Source organism: Cecembia lonarensis LW9, assembly GCF_000298295.1.
GTDB lineage: Bacteria > Bacteroidota > Bacteroidia > Cytophagales > Cyclobacteriaceae > Cecembia > Cecembia lonarensis.
Window position 1 is genome coordinate 1 of the sequence record NZ_AMGM01000021.1, and the last position, 20,556, is coordinate 20,556.

At 40.3% G+C, this 20,556-nt stretch carries 16 protein-coding genes; 9 read left to right on the plus strand and 7 right to left on the minus strand.

What is annotated here, in order from left to right; translation table 11 throughout:
• The 7 genes from B879_RS08465 to B879_RS08485 form a co-directional block, all read left to right on the plus strand.
• Positions 1 to 1,273: phosphate acyltransferase (locus B879_RS08465; RefSeq protein ID WP_040400384.1), on the plus strand; the 1,273-nt coding region annotated here is incomplete at its 5' end.
• Positions 1,270 to 1,869: a Holliday junction branch migration protein RuvA gene (ruvA, locus tag B879_RS08470; RefSeq protein WP_009184753.1), complete on the plus strand. Its 600-nt coding sequence runs from the start codon at positions 1,270 to 1,272 to the stop codon at positions 1,867 to 1,869. The genes B879_RS08465 and ruvA, both read left to right, overlap by 4 nt.
• A 93-nt stretch (positions 1,870 to 1,962) precedes the next feature.
• Positions 1,963 to 9,021: a T9SS outer membrane translocon Sov/SprA gene (sov, locus tag B879_RS08475; protein ID WP_497706784.1), complete on the plus strand. Its 7,059-nt coding sequence runs from the start codon at positions 1,963 to 1,965 to the stop codon at positions 9,019 to 9,021.
• Between the two features lie 54 nt (positions 9,022 to 9,075).
• Positions 9,076 to 9,453 carry a glycine cleavage system protein GcvH gene (gcvH, locus tag B879_RS08480; RefSeq protein WP_009184755.1) on the plus strand — a complete coding sequence of 126 codons (378 nt, stop codon included), beginning with the start codon at positions 9,076 to 9,078 and terminating at the stop codon, positions 9,451 to 9,453.
• Between the two features lie 5 nt (positions 9,454 to 9,458).
• Entirely contained in the window at positions 9,459 to 9,671 is a 213-nt protein-coding gene (locus B879_RS22985) for a VanZ family protein (RefSeq protein ID WP_202949605.1), read from the plus strand.
• A gap of 38 nt (positions 9,672 to 9,709) precedes the next feature.
• Entirely contained in the window at positions 9,710 to 9,841 is a 132-nt protein-coding gene (locus B879_RS22990) for a VanZ family protein (protein ID WP_238542108.1), read from the plus strand.
• Positions 9,842 to 9,912: 71 nt separating this feature from the next.
• The gene (locus tag B879_RS08485) at positions 9,913 to 10,587 is read left to right on the plus strand and encodes an energy transducer TonB (protein ID WP_009184756.1); all 675 of its coding nucleotides are present in this window, start codon (positions 9,913 to 9,915) and stop codon (positions 10,585 to 10,587) included.
• A 103-nt stretch (positions 10,588 to 10,690) separates the two neighbouring features.
• Here B879_RS08485 and kbl read toward each other — a convergent pair whose 3' ends face one another.
• Positions 10,691 to 11,887: a glycine C-acetyltransferase gene (kbl, locus tag B879_RS08490; RefSeq protein WP_009184757.1), complete on the minus strand. Its 1,197-nt coding sequence runs from the start codon at positions 11,885 to 11,887 to the stop codon at positions 10,691 to 10,693.
• A gap of 145 nt (positions 11,888 to 12,032) precedes the next feature.
• On the opposite strand from kbl, the gene B879_RS08495 reads away from it, so the two are divergent.
• Complete coding sequence (locus B879_RS08495) at positions 12,033 to 12,980, plus strand: NAD-dependent epimerase/dehydratase family protein (RefSeq protein WP_040400385.1); 948 nt, start codon at positions 12,033 to 12,035, stop codon at positions 12,978 to 12,980.
• Between the two features lie 60 nt (positions 12,981 to 13,040).
• Here the strand turns inward: B879_RS08495 and B879_RS08500 are convergent, their stop codons facing one another.
• On the minus strand, positions 13,041 to 13,415 hold the full coding sequence (locus B879_RS08500; protein WP_306413694.1) for a Spx/MgsR family RNA polymerase-binding regulatory protein: 375 nt from the start codon (positions 13,413 to 13,415) through the stop codon (positions 13,041 to 13,043).
• Positions 13,416 to 13,504: 89 nt separating this feature from the next.
• Between B879_RS08500 and B879_RS08505 the strand changes: the two genes are divergently transcribed.
• Positions 13,505 to 14,554 (plus strand): DUF3667 domain-containing protein, encoded by a 1,050-nt coding sequence (locus tag B879_RS08505; protein WP_009184760.1) that lies wholly within the window; start codon positions 13,505 to 13,507, stop codon positions 14,552 to 14,554.
• A gap of 53 nt (positions 14,555 to 14,607) precedes the next feature.
• On the opposite strand, the gene hemL is transcribed toward B879_RS08505, so the two are convergent.
• From hemL to B879_RS08530, 5 genes are all read right to left on the minus strand, one after another.
• Positions 14,608 to 15,897 (minus strand): glutamate-1-semialdehyde 2,1-aminomutase, encoded by a 1,290-nt coding sequence (gene hemL, locus B879_RS08510; protein ID WP_009184761.1) that lies wholly within the window; start codon positions 15,895 to 15,897, stop codon positions 14,608 to 14,610.
• A 10-nt stretch (positions 15,898 to 15,907) separates the two neighbouring features.
• Positions 15,908 to 17,569, minus strand: a complete 1,662-nt coding sequence (locus tag B879_RS08515) for an ABC transporter substrate-binding protein (RefSeq protein WP_009184762.1) — start codon at positions 17,567 to 17,569, stop codon at positions 15,908 to 15,910.
• Positions 17,570 to 17,737: 168 nt separating this feature from the next.
• Positions 17,738 to 18,130 carry a hypothetical protein gene (locus tag B879_RS08520; RefSeq protein WP_009184763.1) on the minus strand — a complete coding sequence of 131 codons (393 nt, stop codon included), beginning with the start codon at positions 18,128 to 18,130 and terminating at the stop codon, positions 17,738 to 17,740.
• A 285-nt stretch (positions 18,131 to 18,415) separates the two neighbouring features.
• Complete coding sequence (locus tag B879_RS08525; RefSeq protein WP_009184764.1) at positions 18,416 to 19,492, minus strand: serine hydrolase domain-containing protein; 1,077 nt, start codon at positions 19,490 to 19,492, stop codon at positions 18,416 to 18,418.
• On the minus strand, positions 19,489 to 20,544 hold the full coding sequence (locus B879_RS08530) for a serine hydrolase domain-containing protein (protein ID WP_040400386.1): 1,056 nt from the start codon (positions 20,542 to 20,544) through the stop codon (positions 19,489 to 19,491). Before B879_RS08530 ends, B879_RS08525 begins: the two co-directional genes overlap by 4 nt.
• Positions 20,545 to 20,556: the final 12 nt, after the last annotated feature.

A 20,556-nucleotide genomic window follows, 5' to 3' on the forward strand; every position in this document is an offset into this window, starting at 1 on the left:
GCGTGCCACTTCCATTAATGAAGAGATGAAGTTGGCCGCAGCAAAAGCCATTGCTGCCTTGGCGAAGGAACCTGTTCCTGATATTGTCAACAAGGCCTATGGAGATGCGAAAATGGCTTTTGGAAGCCTTTATTTAATTCCAAAGCCTCTTGATCCGAGATTGATTACAACCATTGCACCGGCAGTTGCAAGAGCTGCGATGGAATCCGGTGTTGCAAAATATGCCATTACAGACTGGGAGGCTTATGAGCTTGAACTGCAAGAGAGAATAGGTATTGATCAAAGGTTGATGCTCAGGGTGGTCACCAGGGCCAAGAAAGATCCTAAGCGAGTTGTATTTGCGGAAGCTGACAATGTCAAAATTCTTAAGGCTGTTCAAGTATTGAGGGATGAACGTGTAGCAATTCCAATCCTTTTGGGCCGTAAGGAGAAAATATTCCAGATTATTGAGGAAAACCAGTTAGATCTTTCAGGTGTAACCATAGTGGACCCTTACGAAGACGAAGAAAGACTTAGACATTATGGAAACCTACTCTTTCAAAAGAGGAAACGAAAGGGCTTAACACCACAGGAATGCTATCGCCTGATGAAAGACAGGAATTATTTCGGTTCAATGATGGTGGAGTTGGGTGAAGCAGATGCTTTGATCTCTGGTCTTACAAAGGACTATCCAAAAACAATCCTTCCTGCGTTGCATGTCATTGGTGTTAAAGAAGGAACAGATCGTGTGGCAGGTATGTATATCATGAATACAGATCGTGGACCGTTTTTCTTCTCTGACACTACCGTTAATGTTAACCCGACTGCGGAGCAATTGGTGGAAATCATTGGTTTGACAGCTAATGGAGTCAGATTTTTCGATATTGATCCCAAGGTGGCTATCCTCTCTTACTCCAACTTTGGTTCTGCCAAAGGAGATGTGGCAACTAAGACAGCTAAAGCGGCAACATTGGCAAGGGCTAGATACCCTGAAATGGTCATTGAGGGCGAAATGCAGGCAAATGTAGCACTCAATGAAGAAATCCAGCAGGAAAATTACCCTTTTAGTTCATTGATTGGAAATAAAGTCAACACCTTGATTTTCCAGGATTTGAGTTCAGGAAATATTGCCTATAAATTACTTTCTGAGTTAGGCCATGCGGAAGCTATTGGTCCTGTTCTTTTGGGAATGAATAAACCTGTGCATATATTACAGCTTGGAAGCTCTATCCGTGAAATCATCAATATGGTGGCTATAGCGGTAGTAGATGCTCAAACAAAGGGACAGTCATGATCGCATACTTAAAAGGTAAATTGTTTTACAAAGATCCGACATTTGTAATTATAGATATTTCAGGTGTTGGTTACCACGTAAAAATCTCTTTACAGACTTATTCAAAAATCAAAGATGAGGAGCATATTATGCTCCTCACTTATTTACATATCAAAGAAGATGCCCACACGCTTTTCGGTTTTAAAGAGGAAGACGAAAAGCGGCTTTTTTTACACTTACTTTCCATTTCCGGTGTAGGACCAAATACCGCATTGATGATACTTTCATCTTTAAGCTCGGAGGAGTTGGAATATGCCATTGCGCATGAGGACTTCAGGACCATTCAGAATGTAAAGGGTGTTGGTGCAAAAACAGCCCAACGTATAGTCTTGGAATTGAAGGATAAAATCAGAAAAGATACGCTACTGGAACAGGTTCAGGACAGCACTGGTTTTATGAAACCAAACAATAAAATCAAAGAAGAAGCGTTACAGGCACTGATTACTTTGGGTTTTCCAAAAGCTACTGCGGAAAAAAATATTACAGCTGTATTGAAAAAAATGGGTCCGGAAATTTCGTTAGAAGAATTAATTAAAGCATCTTTAAAGGCACCTTAATCAACAATTTAAATCTTTGGTCTTTTGTTTGGGCAACATTTTTTTTTCAAAGACAAACAATTCCATTTTGCATCAGTAATTTTACTGTTGTGCATGTTATTATTGTCCCCGATTGAAGCTTTTTCACAGGAGGCAGAACAGGACTCGTTGGCCATAAGCAGGTTGGATTCTCTCAATAAGAGGAGAATTTCCCCTTCTTTCCTCTTGTGGCCAAATCTGAGGACCAATCCTTTATTCCCAAACCAAAACCCTTATACCCCACAATATTCCCCGTTTTTCCCCAGGCCCTCTTTGCAGCAACGTATACAGGTGGAGATGGACAGTACCCTACAGTATAGGATTCAGGATGAGCTTGACTCAGTTGCTTCCCCGGGTGTGGTTTATGACTTTGATGAATTTTCAAGAATTCAGGAGTTCAAAGTCAGGCAGGAATATTGGAGGAGTCGTTCAAGGGGAATAGATGGGGAGAGTCCGGTTTCCGGTAGGGATATTTCAGTTCCTTTTACATCTACCCCACAGATTGACCGGATTTTTGGTGGGGATGAAATCAATATTGTCCCTACGGGATTTGTCAACTTAGATTTGGGAGCTATTTTTAGAAGGATAGACAATCCTGCCATTCCCATACGTCAGCAACAAAACGGAAATTTTAATTTCAACCAACAGATCCAAATGGCGGTGAATGGGAATTTGGGTCAGAAAATGCGCTTGGGTGCTAATTTTGACTCCAATAATTCCTTTGACTTTCAAAATCAACTCAAAGTAGAATATGAAGGGTTTAGGGAAGATATAATCAAATCCATAGAAATTGGAAATGTCAGTATGCCGGTGCAAAATAGCCTGATACAAGGTGCACAAAACTTATTCGGTGTAAAGACGCAAATGCAATTTGGGAACTTGTATGTAACCTCTGTGGCCTCTACCCAAAGAGGGAGACGGGATGAGTTGATCATTGAAGCAGGAGGACAGGGCAGACAGTTTGAAATTCAGGGATCAAACTATGATGAAAACAGACATTTTTTCCTGGGGCATTTTTTCAGGGAAAACTATGAGCGTTGGCTGAGAGGAATTCCCCAAATTCTCTCCGGAGTCAATGTCACAAGGGTGGAAGTATACATCATGAACAGGGCAAATAATACGGAAACCCTGCGCAACTTTACTGCCTTTATGGATCTGGGTGAAGGGTCGAGGATTTTTAGACCTGGTAATACCAATATTGGAACAGGAACTCCTGGTGCACCTGCTTCCAATAATGCCAACTTACTGTTTACAAACTTAACATCTAACCCTTCATTTAGACCCTTTGACACAGGTTCAAGTGCAATAGAGGCCAACTTACAGATCACAAGAGGTATTGATTTTGAGCAGGTTAGCGGTGCTAGAAAACTTGGGCCCAATGAATTCACTTTTCACAGAGAATTGGGCTATGTTTCATTGACACGAAGGCTACAAAATGATGAGGTGCTTGCAGTTTCTTATGAATATACCTTCAATGGGCAGGTATTTAAAGTGGGAGAGCTTTCAGAAGATTATCAGAACAGACCTGCTAATGAGCTTATTTTTCTTAAAATGTTAAGGCCTGCCAGGATCAACATCAATATCCCTACCTGGGATTTGATGATGAAAAATGTTTACAACCTGAATGCCAATCAGGTAATGCCAGATGGATTTCAGCTTCAAGTAATTTATAGAGATGATCGGACGGGTCTGGACAATCCCACTTTACTTGAAGGAGAGAATGTTAAGAACAGGCCTTTGATTCGATTGATGGGATTGGACAACCTGAACCCACAAAATGATCCTGCACCTGATGGGAATTTTGATTTTGTACCAGAAATCACCATTTTTCCGGACAGAGGTCTTTTGGTTTTTCCTGTCTTGGAACCTTTTGGAAGCACACTGCGCAATTTATTTCTTCCTAACGAGCGCAATTTAGCAGACCGATATGTTTTTGATACCCTCTATAGAACTACCAGGGCAGATGCAGAATTGGTTACCAGGTATGATAAATATTTCATTAAAGGCAGATTGACAGCAGGGTCTGCCTCAGAAATATTATTGCCTGGCTTGAATATTTCACCTGGATCTGTTATCGTGATGGCGGGGAATATTCCCCTAACCGAAGGGGTGGATTTTACAGTAGATTACAACATAGGAAGGGTTAACATTATCAATGAATCCATTTTACAATCAGGTAAACGTATTTCCATTAGCTTTGAAAAGGCTGATTTAGTTTCTTTTCAGACCAGAAGTTTATTAGGAACGAGGTTGGACTATGTTGTCAATGATAAATTGAATCTAGGAGGTACTTTCCTATACTTAAATGAACGGCCAAATATTACAAGGATTGCGGTGGGCTCCGAAACCTTACGTAACAGCATGTGGGGCTTGGATGCTAATTATAGCGATGAATCCAGGTTTTTAACGAAATTGGCCGATGCTTTACCTTTTACGAATACTAAGGAGCAGTCCTTGGTTACTTTTAGTGGGGAGTTTGCACAATTGCTTCCCGGAACTTCCAATAGGGTAGCAGGCGATCCTACCATGTATATTGATGATTTTGAAACAGCCATCACTCCTTATGGACTGGGCAATGCAGCTGCTCAGACATGGAGATTGGCCGCCACTCCAAAAACAGACAATGACCAATTTGACCTAAGCAGCATTACGGAAGATAGGTTGGGTAATACTTATAGAAGGGCAAAGGTGGCCTGGTACAACATAGATAATGTCTTCTATAGAGAGAGTGGCCCGGGTGTACCCCCCAATATCAGTAGAGAGGATAGACAGAATCATTATGTAAGAAGGGTTATTCCCCAAGAGATCTTCCAATTCAGGGACAGGGATGTGATTATTGTTCCGGAACCTCTCTTTGAATTGGCTTACTTTCCAAGTGAGCGGGGCATGTACAATTACAATCCCAACCTGACCACTGATGGGCTGCTTCCAAACCCAAGGCAAAATTATGGTGGGGTAACCAGGGCAATTACCACAGAAGTAGATTTTGACAGAACCAACGTGGAATATATTGAGTTTTGGCTTCTTGATCCATTTATTTCTGGGCCAAACGGAAGGGTATTGGATGGAGTTTTCAATGAGAATAATACTACTGGAGGAAAGCTGAGATTTAATTTAGGTGAAGTCTCAGAAGATATTATCAAAGATGGTAGGCATGGATTTGAAAATGGATTACCAGCTGATGGAGATGTGAGTGAGACGGCTACAACGGAGTGGGGGAGGATTACACGGCAGCAATTTTTGATTCCTGCTTTTGATAATTCACCTGAAGCAAGAGCCAACCAGGACATAGGTTTAGATGGCTTGAATTCCCAGGACGAAGTTGAATTTTTTAGAGACAGGTACTTAAACCGGTTGAATGTAGCGCCTCAAGTAAGGCAGGAAATAGAACAAGATCCTTCAGGAGATGATTTTAAGTATTACCTCGATGAGGAATATGATAACAGGGATGCAAAAATCCTCGAAAGACATAAAAGGTTTAATGGTATGGAGGGAAACACTCCCATTACCTCCAATGTCAACCTTCCGTTTACACCTGCAGGATCAAATCTTCCAGATAATGAGGATCTGAACAATGACAATACCATCAATGAACTTGAGGCCTATTATGAATATGAGATTGACTTGAGACCCAGTGAACTGGAAGTTGGTAGAGGTTATATTGTTGATAAGGTGACATCCGTTCAAAGTGGTGATGAAGTCAACTGGTATCTTTTCAGGATTCCGGTGAGGACTCCTGATAGGGTGCAGGGGGATATTTCCGGATTTAAATCAATCCGTTTTATGCGGACTTATCTTACCGATTTTGAACAGCCTGTGGTTTTGAGGATGGCCAATTTCAGATTGGTGGCCAGTCAGTGGAGGGTTTTTCAAGAGTCTCTATTTGAGCGGGGCTTTTTTGAAATTCCAGAGCCGGATAATTCGAATTTTACGGTAGGTGTGGTTAACATAGAAGAAAATAGCCAAGGTGGTCCAAATCAGAGTCCATATGTTTTACCTCCAGGGATTACACGGGATAGGGATAATTTGGCTGCTGTAGAACGGCAGCTCAACGAACAATCGCTAAGGCTTTGTGTGGATGATCTTCAGGCCAGGGATTCAAGAGCGGTGTTTAAAAACACCAATTCTTTGGATTTGGTACAGTTTGAAAGGTTAAAGATGTTTTTCCATGCAGATTCAGAAGATGCAGAGAATGGAGAGATGAAAGCTTTTATCAGGCTTGGTACTGATTACACAGACAATTATTATGAAATAGAAGTACCTCTTCAACTAACACCTAGAGGAACCAGAGATCCTAGGCAGATATGGCCTTTGGAAAACGAAATTGATATTGCCATTGAAGAAATTGTCGGTGTGAAAATTGCCCGTGATAACCAACGGGTTCCTTTAAACCTGGCGTTTAGTCAGGATATCAGACAATACAAGGTAACAGTGGTTGGAAGGCCGGAGCTTACCCTCATCCAGGGTATGATGATTGGTGTTAGGAATCCAGGTGCGACAGGAGGGGCCTCCAGGTCTGTTTGCGTTTGGGCCAATGAACTCAGGGTGACCGGATTCAAACAGTCTTCGGGTTGGGCGGCCAATGCCATTTTGAATGCACAAATTGCAGATGTGGCCACCATTTCCACTTCCATCAGACATAATTCTGTCGGTTTTGGGGGCCTTGAGACCAGACTTTCTCAAAGGTCTTTGGTAGCAGCTACCCAGTATGATATTTCTGCCAATGTTAATGTGGAGAAGTTATTGCCTGAAGCCATGAACGTGACCATTCCAATGTATGTGAGTTTGGAAAATACTGCTATCCGGCCGGAATTTGATCCTCTTAACCCCGATGTGCCCTTGCGGTTGGCTTTGGATAAGTTTCAGTCAGATACAGAAAGGGAGAATTATAGAAGGCAGGTGCAGGATTTGATCAGAAGAAGGAATATTGGTTTTTCCAATGTCCGAAAGAATAGAAATCCTGAAAATACCAATCCAAAAATTTATGATTTAAGTAACTTCTCCTTTTCCTATGCCTATGGCTCAGTACGGCAAAGTAATATCCAAACAGAGAGCTATGAGTTTGAAACACAGTTTGGGAATATAGCTTATGTTTTCCAACCAAGACCTGTGGAGTGGGAGCCTTTTAGGAATGCCAAATGGGTTGCTGGAGATGGGTTAAGACTGCTGAAGGATTTGAATTTTAATTTTGCTCCTACTTCCGTATCGGCAAGGGTGGATGTGGATAGGCGCTTTATGAAATCCCAGTTTAGGAATGACCAATTGACCATAGATGGTGTGGACCCCTTCTTTCAAAAAAGTTTCTTCTTGAACAGGAATTATAACGTCAACTGGGATTTGACAAAAAATCTGCGGGTGGATTTCATGAGCAGGATCTTAGCTGTAATTGATGAGCCGGAGGGTCCTAGGGATACCCGTGAATCCAGAGATTCCGTTAGGGTTAATTTGAGGAATTTTGGTAGAACCACCAATTACAATCACCAGTTGATGATGAATTATAAAATCCCATTGGATAAGGTCAAGGCCTTAGATTGGATCGCTGTGGATTACAGGTATGCGGCCAATTATACCTGGATGACGGGAGCCATTGGACAGCGAGATACTTTGGGAAATGTGATTCAAAATACAAGGGACCAAACTTTTACAGGAAGGCTTGATTTTGTTAAGCTATATAATAAAAATGCCAAAATAAGAGCACTAAATGCGCCGAGACGGCCAAGTATTCCCGGCAGACAGGTAGTCAATGCGGAGGATACCATTGGGACACCTTTTACCAATAAGCTAATTAAGTTTTTGACAATGGTCAAAGATGTTAATTTCAGGTATGCTGTGGTTGAAGGCACCTTTCTTCCAGGTTATATGGAAAATACAGGCTTATTGGGCCTGGATAGGAGTTTCCTAAATCCTGGATTAGGCTTTATTTTTGGAGCTCAAGACCCGAACCTTAGGTTTGGACTGGCAGATCAAGGTTTAATGGCACCAAGCCCTGAATTGACACAGACATTCCGGCAAAATAGGGCTGTCAACCTTCAAGTTACAGGTAACTTAGAGCCTTTCAAGGATTTCAGGATTACGTTGGAGGCAAGAAAACGGGAAACGGGAGAGTTCAGTGAAATATTCCGGACATCCTTTGATACGCCTGGTCAATTTAATTCCCTTAGTCCAAACAGGCTAGGTGGCTTTAGTATCACACATTCTATCATACGGACGACATTGTCCCGAGATGATAGAAACAATAATTCCCCTATTTTTTCTGAATTTGAAAGTAATAGGGCCATCATTCAGAATAGGCTCAATGCCCAAAATCCAGGAGGTGAGTTTGCTTTGAATGGACAGGATGTGTTGACCATGTCATTTTTGGCTGCCTACTCCGGAAGAGACGCTTCCACGATCGATCTTAACCCTTTTCCTAAAATACCCATACCCAATTGGCGGGTGGATTACCGGGGCTTATCACAGATTCCGGCTTTAAGGGAGTATTTTTCCTCTATTAATCTGACACATGCCTATAGCTCTACTTATGAGGTAAGCAATTTCTCCAACTCCTTGCTTTATCAAAATGGTCTAGAGCTTTTTAATAGGCTGAGGGATATTCCAGGTGCTACACTTACCAATGAGTTTGGTGAGTTCATACCGATTTTTATCCTGAATCAAGTAATCCTGACAGAAAGATTTGCTCCTTTGGTGGGGGTGAATTTGCTGACCAAAGACCGGTTGAATATCACGATGGAGTATAATACCGAAAGAAATATTGGCTTGAATTTTTCCAATGCCCAAGTTACAGAACAGAATAGTAGGGATTTTGGCTTTGACCTTGGATACACCAAAGCCGGTGTGAAAGTGCCTTTTAAAATCCAAGGCAGACAAGAGGTGTTGAAAAATGATTTACAAATAAGGCTTAATACCCGTGTGGTCGATACCAGGCAGGTACAGCGCAAAATTGAAGAACCAAGTACAGTGACTAATGGTAACCTGAATTTACAGATCAGGCCTACCATAGGTTATGTGATCAACCAAAGTTTACAGGTGCAGATATATTTTGACAGAACCATCAATGATCCAAGGGTTACCACAGCCTTTAGAAGAAGCTCAACTGCCTTTGGTGGACAATTACGATTTAATTTGTCACAATAGGTTTTTAGATTTGATGAATCCTTGTATTTTTGACCTCCTTTAAAATACTCAAATATGAACTTGCCAGAAGAATTAAAGTACACTAAGGATCACGAGTGGGTCCGCATCGAAGACGGAGTAGCAACCATTGGAATTACTGAATTTGCTCAAAGAGAGCTGGGTGATATTGTCTATGTGGAAGTTGAGACTGTAGGTGAGACCATAAGTGCAGGAGAGGTTTTCGGAACTGTGGAGGCGGTAAAAACTGTTTCGGATCTTTTCATGCCCATTGAAGGTGAAATTTTAGAATTTAATGAAGAATTAGAATCTTCTCCTGAATTAGTAAACGATTCTCCTTACGGTGATGGGTGGATGATCAAAGTGAAGATTTCTGGCGAATTACCTGAAGATTTACTGTCTGCAGATGCATATGCAGAACTAATCGGAGCCTGATTCCATTGAAGAACAGATATAGGTTAATACCGGCATTACTTTGGCTGCTATTTGTAACACTAGCCATATTGACTCCAGGTAATAACCTGCCCAAAGTCCCGCTTTTCCCCTATGCGGACAAATTGGTACATCTGGGTGTTTTTGCTGTACTCACATTCCTGTGGTGTAGGGTAGGTACCTTGGATGAAAAAGGGGGGTTAAAAAAGGAAAATTATTGACTAATATATTAGTATTCTCAATTTTTTTTCCTATATTGTTGGAGTATTTGCAAATATACGTCCCCAACCGTTCATTTGAGTTTGAGGATATCGCCGCAAATCTCTTAGGAGGTTTGATTGGGTTTAGCGGTTTTATAATTTTATATAAGGTGAGGTATCCCCTTGTATAAATAAAAACAAATGTCTAAACTTGTTATTCCTTAAGTGTGTAAAATTTATTAACCTTTATAAAAGTACAACCATGGAAGCTAAAAAGACGCCACAAGCGGATTTGACCAAGAAATCAACGATGTTCTTGAATCTTGGTCTCCTCGTAAGCGTCGGCCTGGTCCTTCTTGCTTTTGAATGGAAGTCTTATGATGACAGAAATTTGATGGATTTGGGACAAGTTGCTGATGACTTTGAGGAATTGTTGGATATTCCAATTACAGAACAACCACCACCACCACCGCCGCCAATCGAGCAGCCAATCATTCAGGAAGTTCCTGATGAAGTGGAGATTGAAGAAAAAATTGAAGTTGACTTTGATTTGGACGTAAAAGAAGAAACTGTCATCCGAGAGGTAGTTATTGCTGATGCTCCTGTAGTAGAGAAAGCAGATGAAATCTTTGACGTGGTGGAAAATGCTCCTGAATTCCCGGGAGGAATGGAAGCTTGGAATGAGTATTTGAGGAAAAACCTTAAATATCCTACACAAGCAAGAAGGATGGGAATTGAAGGTACAGTTTATGTGGTATTCGTTGTAAACACTGATGGTTCAATTCAGGATGTTGAAATCTTGAGAGGAATTGGTGGAGGTTGTGACGAGGAAGCATTGAGAGTTGTTTCAAATGCACCAAAATGGACGCCAGGAAAACAAAGAGGCCGTCCTGTAAGGGTAAGGATGAGACTTCCAATCCGATTTAAACTTGGATAAAATATTGAAGGGGCGATTAGCCCCTTTTTTTTGTGACTATAAAAAATAAAAGCCGATGCACACAAGATGTATCGGCTTTTATTTTTCCCTTTGGTTAGGGTGATTATTTGATCACGCTAAGTTCTTTTCCTACTTCTATGAATGCCTGGATGGCTTGGTCCAGGTGATGCTTTTCATGTCCAGCTGAAATCTGTACCCGTATCCTAGCTTCTCCTTTGGGAACTACCGGATAATAGAAACCGATGACATAGATACCGCGCTCCAATAGTTTTTCGGCCATCTGCTGGGAAAGCACTGCGTCATAAAGCATGATAGGAACTATAGCATGTTCACCGGGTTTGATATCAAATCCTGCTTCGGTCATTTTGCTACGGAAATATTTGGTGTTTTCCTCCAATTTGTCTCTCAAGTCAGTAGTTTCACTCAAAAGATCAAAAACCATAATGGATGCTCCGACAATAGAAGGGGCAAGTGTATTGGAGAATAAGTAAGGCCGTGACCTTTGTCTGAGCATTTCAATAATTTCTTTTCTACCGGAAGTAAATCCTCCTGAAGCTCCTCCAAGTGCTTTCCCTAAGGTACCTGTAATGATATCTACCTTGCCCATTACATTTTTATATTCATGCACACCCCTACCTGTTTTGCCCATAAAGCCCGTTGAATGGCATTCATCTGACATGACCAAGGCATTATATTTTTCAGCCAATTCAACAATTTTATCCAGTTGTGCTATAGTCCCATCCATAGAAAAAACACCATCAGTCACAATGATTTTTTGTTGGGCACCTTTGGCATCGGCCTCCTTAAGCTGGGCTTCCAAATCCTCCATGTCATTGTGCTTATAGCGGAACCTCATGGCTTTACAAAGCCTCACCCCATCAATGATAGAAGCATGGTTCAAGGCATCAGAAATAATGGCGTCTTCAGGTCCAAACAGTGGTTCGAACACCCCACCATTGGCATCAAAAGCGGCGGCATATAAAATAGTGTCTTCCATGCCAAGGAATTTGGAGATTTTTTCCTCAAGCTCTTTATGGATATCCTGTGTTCCACAAATAAAGCGCACGGATGACATGCCAAATCCATGGGTGTCAATGGCTTTTTTTGCTGCATCTACCACTTTTGGGTGGGATGATAAACCGAGGTAATTGTTCGCACAGAAGTTCAATACTTTTTTGCCTCCTGATATGGAGATTTCTGCTGATTGGGGGGAAGTGATGACTCTTTCTCTTTTGAAAAGTCCTGCAGATTCAATTTCCTTTAACTCTTTTTCTAATTTGGGTTTCAAAGTATCGTACATAGCTATCTTTTTGAAGGTAATTCAAATACTCATGGAAATGTAGTGAGATAGATTCATTGAATTCACTATTTTTGTTCCATTCAATCCCAAATATAATCAAAAAACATCAAGGGCTAAGAAAGGTCCATGGATGTGTTCTTTTACAATGGAAAGCGTTTTAATTATAGGAGCAGCAGGACAATTAGGTTCTGAACTTACCCAAGAATTGGCCAATATTTATGGTGGTGAAAATGTAATTGCCACAGATATTAACCCTCAAGCCTTATACAAATTTGATTACTGTAAATCCATGGTACTGGATGCGATGGATAAAAATGCAGTAAGCAAATTGGTAAAGGAAGAAAATGTAAAACAGATTTATCATTTGGCCGCGGTCTTATCAGCAACAGGAGAAAAAAATCCACTTTTCGCCTGGCAATTGAATATGGACAGCCTGCTTTTTATTCTTGAGTTGGCCAAGGAGGAAAAACTGGATAAAATATACTGGCCTTCATCCATTGCGGTTTTTGGGCCCAATACGCCCAAAGTCAATACGCCGCAGTACTGTGTTAAAGAACCCAATACCGTGTATGGGATTTCCAAACAAGCTGGCGAGCGGTGGTGTGAATATTATTTTCAAAAGTTTGGGGTGGATGTCCGCAGTCTTAGGTATCCGGGCTTAATCGGTTACAAATCTCTTCCGGGAGGAGGAACAACTGATTATGCTGTAGATATTTATCATAAGGCAATAGCAGGGGAGCATTTTGTTTCCTTTCTCAATGAAAACACTTATTTGCCAATGATGTATATGCCGGATGCTATCAAAGCAACAATTGATTTGATGCATGCCCCCAAGGAAAAGGTTAAAATTAGGTCTAGTTATAATCTTGCTGCCATAAGTTTTTCTCCCAAGGAAATATATGAAAGCATCAAACAGCATTATCCTGAATTTACGATCAGCTATTCCCCTGATTTCAGACAGGGCATAGCGGATAGCTGGCCGGATAGTATCGATGACAGTAGGGCAAGGGAAGATTGGGGATGGGACCATGCCTATGACCTTTCAAAAATGACAGAAGATATCCTCAAACATTTGCCATCTTATTCATTCTGACATAAAACTCAAAAGCCTAGGACAAATGCGCTGGGCTTTTGAGTTTACTATCAGTGGGAATTATTCCATTTTCTCTTTTATCTGATCCGGCTCAAAACCCAAAACCAAATTTCCGTTTGGAAATTCTACTATCGGTCTTTTGATCATCGAGCTTTTTTCTGCCAGGACTGCGAGAGCAGACCTTTCTGAATCGAGCTTTTCTTTGTCCACATCGTCTAATTTTCTATAGGTAGTCCCTCGCTTGTTGATCAAAGCCTCAAAGCCAACTTTATCGGCAAACTTTACCAAAAGTGCAGCATCGGGTGCTTGTTTCTTGTAGTCTATAAATTCATATTCAATCCCCTCTGATTCAAGAAAATCAAAGGTTTTCTTCATGGTATTGCAGTTTTTTATGCCGTATACACGTAAATTCATGTTGCTTTTTATTTCAAACATAATAAATCCCGTACAGGCATGCCAGTAATTATTGTATTTGCTGTGTAATTTAAGCTTTCCTATATTAGTTATGTTGTAAATAATGGAACGTGAAAAAAAACAGAAAACTTGATCACTGTCTCAATTGCGGGGAACAATTCCACCAAAAAGAAAACTTTTGTCCCATTTGCGGCCAGGAAAATAAAGATCAGCGTGTTTCTATTGGATTATTCCTTAGGGATTTTATTTCCAATTTTATCAATTTTGACACAACATTTTTCAGGACTATTCCGCCTTTCCTTTTCAAACCCGGGGTTTTGACCAATGAATTCAATGAAGGAAGAAGAAAGAAATACATTAAGCCGATAAAGTTATATTTGCTTTTCTCTTTGTTTTACTTCTTTATTTTTGGTCTAATGATTCCAAAAAATGCATTGGATAACTTTTTTAACACATTGGAAAGCTTGCAGGGGCAGGAGGCGCCTGCAGGATTGAATTTGGAGGAACTTGAACCGCATGAAGAGTCAAAATTGGACAGTATCCTTCAAAATAAAGCTTTACCTTTTCCATTAAAGTCAACGACGTCTTTAGAAGCCTCAGAAGGCCAAAAAGATGGCCCGCAAAAGAAAATAAGCTGGAAAGCGCTGAAGGTTTTGGCAATGGATCCGGATATAAGTGATTCTCTGTTTGCACAAAGCTTACACGAGGGTTTTATCAATGTAGGGGATATGATAAGCATTAAAAAGCAGCGCTCTTTTGTTGCTAATTCCAGTCTTTTTATCAGTGGTGTTGCCAGAAACCTCCCTTTAATGATGTTTTTTCTTCTGCCTTTTTTTGCTTTTCTTTTGTATCTGCTCTACATCAGAAGTGATAAATACTACGTTGAGCATTTAATCCATGGCCTGCATTTGCATTCATTTGCTTATTTCATTTATGGCTTAGCCATTCTTTTCCTTGTGGGAACAGGGAATACATCCATACAAATCGTACTTTGGGCATTTATTCTTGTTTCTATCTATGCCTATTTTTCTATCAAAAAAGTGTATGGTCAAGGTTGGTTTACTACACTATTCAAGTTTTTATTCTTAGGGGTAGTGTACATTACGCTATTGTCTGTCGGGTTACTGGTGGAAACTTACGTTACGCTGATGCTGATGTAGAGGTTTGAAATGCCGTAGCTAAAAAAGCCTGGAGAATTACCCCAGGCTTTTTTTTAGTGAATTTCTTTTAAAGCTGATTCATTTGCTTGGAGGATTTGATCGATTAAATCATGAGAAAGTGAAGTTGACAAGAATAAACTTTCAAATTGAGATGGGGCAAGGTAAATGCCTTTTTGTAGCATGGCTTGAAAATATTTTCCAAATAAAGCCGTATTTGAATGCTTTGCCGAGGCAAAATCAAACACCTCCTTATCCGTAAAGAAAAGGCTGTACATGCTTCCTAAATGATTGAGGGTATAGTTAAGCCCAAGTTTAATCAGAGAATTTTTTATGCCTGTAACGATTTGACTTCCTATGCTGTTAAGCGCTTCATAAACCTCAGGGTGTTCATTGAGATAGTTGAGCATGGTCAGTCCTGCTGCCATAGCAATGGGGTTACCTGATAATGTGCCAGCTTGATAAACAGGGCCAGCAGGGGAAACAAAATCCATGATTTCTTTTTTTCCTCCGTATGCTCCTACCGGAAGCCCTCCCCCAATGATTTTCCCTAAGGTAGTCATATCTGGTGTGACACCAAACAACTCTTGTGCTCCTCCTTTGGCCAAACGGAAACCAGTCATTACTTCATCAAAAATGAGTATTATCCCCTCCCGGTCACATATTTTTCTTAGACCTTCCAGGTATCCCTCTTTTGGGGTGACAAGACCCATGTTTCCAGGGACTGGCTCCAAAATAATTGCAGCAATTTCACCTGGGTTTGCAGCAAGCAGTGCTTCAATGGCATTTAAGTCATTGTAAGGAGCCAACAAGGTATCCTTTGCAGTGCCTTTGGTAACACCCGGTGAATCAGGATTGCCCATAGTGATGGCCCCAGATCCAGCTGAGATTAGAAAAGAGTCTCCATGGCCATGGTAATGACCTTCCATTTTTATGAATTTATCTCTTCCGGTAAACCCCCTTGCCACTCTGATGGCAGACATGGTGGCCTCTGTGCCAGAATTGACCATCCTTACTTTTTCAACTGAAGGTACCATTGAAGTGATGAGCTCGGCGATTTCAACCTCTTTGGCGGTAGGAGCGCCGAATGAGGTGCCATTCTCCATGGCTTTAATTACTGCTTCTCTAATCATGGGATGATTATGCCCCAGGATCATGGGACCCCAACTGTTGATCAATTCAATGTAAGCATTGCCATCCTCATCAAAAATATGTGCGCCTTCGGCTTTTTGAATGAAAATCGGATCTCCACCTACTGCTCTGAAGGCCCGAACAGGAGAGTTTACGCCCCCTGGGATAAATCTTTGTGCTTTTTCAAATAGATTTTTGCTATTGGTAATTTGCATGTATGACTGTTTATTTTTGATCTACGATAAGGCCAGAATCCAGTTTCAGGATAGGAACATACTTATTAAAGCGACTGTTTTTAAAATCAAAGCCATAGGTTACAATGCCACTTTGAAAGCCGTTTTGATCTAAATTTCTCCTTAGATTAAATCCAACCGAGGGGTTGATGTTCTGAGTAATCCAATGCATGAGTTCGTACCCAATATGGGCGTTAAATGACGGATACCCGATATATTCTGCATAAAATGCTTCACGGAATTCCACTAGATTAGGTTTTTGGAAATTAATAGCATTATTACTGACAAAATGAAAATTTTGTTCTTCAAGCATTTCAAAATTGGCAAAGTTAAAATACAGCCAACTATCCATGACGATGACTGGTTTTTTTACATTTTGGGACTCCATGAAACCGAAAGTTGGAGAAGCTACATTGGGATCGTCTGATAAAATGACGATAATATCTGCTTGGGCAGCATCCCCATTTTTTAACTGTATCCGGTCCAAAAAATCAATCAGACTTCTGCCATTTACCTGGTCATTTCTAACTATGGTGAAGCCGAGTTTTTGGGCATTTTCGGCTAAGGTTTTTGCCAGCTGTTCATCTCTTGAGGTACTGGAATAAGCTATAGCCAGTCTTCTGCCTACAATGTTTTTTCTGGAAAAATCAATAATTCCATCAGCAAGTGAGTTGATAGAGGGTCTAAATAAGTAGGCGTAGTTTAGGCCTTCAAACCTATCGTTGATATTAGAAAGGGGGTTAATGAAAGGAATTTGGTTGCGCTCGGCAAATGCCATAACCACTTCTGATTCTTCAGGGTACAAAGGGCCGATGATGACATCTGCTTGTTTCAAAAAAGGGTCTGCTAAAATATTCTGAACTTTCGTTGTGCTCCTTTCAGTATCAAAACTTTGGACACTAAGCCGCTTTCCTTGTTTTTTCAGCTCTTTTTCGGCAAAATTTAAACCTTGGTATAGCTCAAAAATAAAATTATTGTTATCAAGATTTTTGACTCCTTTTCCTCCAGCATAATTGAAAGGGAGCAAGATCGCTACATCTAAAACCTCATTGTTTTTATTGATTTGGCTTTCTTTGTTTTTAGCACCAAAGTCCATGCTGATGAGCTCATTGTATATGGCCCTTTCTTCACTTGACATAATGGTTTGCCTCTCAATCTGTTCTTTTAAGGCAAGCATAAAGCCTTTATTTTCATTGTATTTTCTGATATTTCCCGTAAAGAATCCAACGGAGGCGTTCTTTAAAAAATTATAGGAGGCATTTTCGGCCTGTTGGGTAACAACTGGATCCGTAATTTTACTGATGTGGTCTAAAGCATCCAAATTTCTTCCTTCCTGAAAATAGGCCAATGCCAATAGGTATCTGGCTTTGTCCTGATTATCCCAAACACTTTGGTTTACCAAGTCTTTTAAGATGGATTCTGTCAATAAATATTGCCCATTTTTATAAGCAGCTCTCGCAAAATGATAAGATGCATAACTTGCTAATTTCCCATATTGACTTTCATCCATGTAAGGCCTAAGGAGATTCATGGCTTCTGAATAATTTCCATAATCAATCAGTGTTTTGGCCCTATTATAGGGTAACAAATCCTGGGCAGCTACAGGCATTAAACAGCCAGTAAACAAAATCCAAATCAGAAGGAAATTTCTCATATCATCTTTTTCTGTAAATGGGCAAATTCTGTTCCCATAATTTATCAGGCCCCGAATTTAACCCATTTTTACCCAAATGAAAAGAAGATTAGAGATAAGCCGTTATTCTTCATTAACAAAACAGACCTTTTAAAAAGGGCTGTTAATTCTTGTTGAGATTTAGGGTTTTTATTTGGTTTCTCTTTCCTTAATGGCTTTCATTTGAATCACCCTAGGTTCTTTTTCGCTGAGTAAAAAATAATTGTATGTGCTGTTTTTATGTTGTTCCACTAAGGTGATATTTTCCTCGTTTTCATAATCATTGACTGAATTGACCGCTTTGAAAGGGGATTCAAAAACTTCCTCTCTTCCGGATCCGAAAATTATTTTATCCACCTGGTGCTTGCTGATGGTGTAGGAGGCATTTTCATTGGGGTATTTATACTTGATATGGTTAGTCCCAACTTCCTCAACTATTACGTTTTTAACTTCACCATTGAGGATAATCTTGTCAGATTGAGCGTTGGAGTTAAAAATGAATGAGACGATACATGCAAAGGTTAATGCTAATATTTTCTTCATGGTAATTATGCTTAGTGAATTATTACACGAATAACTTAAGTATTGGTTGTTTTTTTTCTGTCCAATGCGTGTGCTCCGAATTGAGTGGTAATTTTTTTGTCAAAAGAAAAGGCGTATCATATTCTGTATTTATATGTTGGGTACTGTTTTTTAAGCTTTTTAAGAAAAAACAATCTGACTATTACACTTATAAATTTGGGGGTCTCGGCAGGCTCGGCCGCCAAGCCTTGTATTTAATTCTACTACGTGTAATATTACTGACACTCAGATTTAATAAATCTTCATTCATCTTCCAAAAGCCATGAATTGCAACAATTCATTCCCCAATTCTTCTCCAAACTCTGAGTTGGTTAATAAAGCATAGCCCCATTTTTTATTGGGGTCAAGTACAAAATAGGCAGTAAACCCCAAATTGTTTCCTCCATGCATATAAAGATTGGTGAAGGGAATCTGAGGATGAAAAAAGCCTAAAGTATAGTGTACATTAAAGGGGCCGCTTTTTCCTGCATCTGATTGGGGGTTAAAGAGTTCCTTGTAGCTGTTTTTAGATAAACCCTCACGTTCCATCAAGGCCTGAAGCCAGCGGGTTAAATCTTGGATATCTGTATGAAGGGAAGCAGGTGACCTGAACTGTTTTCGATAAAGACTGTCTGCGTCGATTTCAGGACTTATCCAATCTCCATTTTCATTATAAGGCCTAGCTTTGATTGTTTTTAGCTTGTCATTTAGGAGGAAAGCAGAATTTTTTAAGCCAAGTGGTTGGCAGACCTGTAATTGAAAATTGGCGTCTAAATCTTCCCAGTCTGTTTTATCAATATCTTTGAGTACTTCGGCAAGGTATTGGTAGCCCTCTCCTGAATAGTGGAATCCCTTTCCTGGTTCAAACAGTAAAAACAACGATTTATCCGGATAATCATCTCTCCAGTTTGGGAATCCAGTTTGATGACTTAAGGCCATTCGAGCTGTGATTTTTTTATATCGCTCATCCTGTTCAATAGCTGAGTTCGGTAGAATTTGGTAAAGAGGACTGTCTATGTCCAACTTTCCAGCATCCACATAATTCATGACAAAAAAAGAGAATACTGGTTTGGACAAAGAGGCAGCTTCGAAAATGGTATTCAAATCAACCGGAATCCTTTCTTCAACGGATGCATATCCAAATGATGTCATATGCACAATTTCCCCGTCATTGATGAAGGCTATGGACATGCCTGGAATATTCAACTCCTGCATTCGCTGTTGAAGATGCTTATCTAACCTTGCTTTAGAAATGGAAATGCCAAAATAGCTTTTAATATTTTCTTCTTTTGGGGTGCAGCTGAATATTACAAGAGCAAAAACGAAGGATAAAAATCTTTTCATTTCATTGCAGTTAATACTTTCTCAGCCAATCCTACCATTTCTTCTTCCTCGGGTTCATTTCTGTTAGTCAAAATGATGATGCTTAACTTTTCGGAAGGTATCCTGTAAAAAATATTACGGAATGAAGTAGTGCTGCCCGTATGGTAGACTACTTTTTTCCCATCCAAAGTTTTCAAATGCCATCCCATTCCATAATCAATCTCAGTTCCATCATTCAAGTTGGATTTGGTAAACATGAGTTCAATGGTTTCTGCGAGGAGTAGGCTGGCATGATGTAAGGCTTGGTCCCATTTGAAAAGGTCCGGGACATTCGAGTAAATTCCCCCATCTCCCAATACAGCTGAGGTGCTGCTTTGGTCTTGTTGTACCCAAAGCTTCTCTTCCTTGGAATAGCCAAATGCCCTATTGGGCACAGTATTTACACCTTTGACATAGGCTAAGGTATTTGACATTCCTAAAGGGGTAAAAATTCGTTCATTCAAAAAAGCAGGGAATGATTTTCCTGAATACTTTTCTACGATCAAAGCCAATAAAGCATACGCCGTATTACTGTATCGGTATTCTTCCCCTGCAGGGAAGTAAACAGTTTCTGTTTGCCGGATAATGTCCAAAACTCCTTCATCCATGAGTTGATTGACCATGGCAGTATCCGGTACAAAATCCTCGTAATCCCATAAGCCTGAAGTATGGTTAAGCAAATGATGGATTCGGATGTCCTGACCATAAGCTGGGAAATCCTCAAAAATATCATCCATGCTCCAATCCAAGTCAATCAAGCCATCCTTTTCCAACAATAGAATCGCTGTCGCAGTGAATTGCTTACTAACGGAAGCCAAGCGAAAGTTACTGTGTTCGTGTACTGCTGTTTTTGTCTCAAGTTCTGCCAAACCAAATGATTCATGATAAACGAATTTTCCGTCTTTTATGATCGCCACTGCTGCCCCTGGTTTTTCTCCTTGGTAGTGTTGCAAGATAGTTGCTATTGGGTCAGTACTTTTAGTACAAGCTGTCAACATGAGGAAAATGGTTAGTACTTGTAAAGATTTTTTCATGAGGGAGTTCTT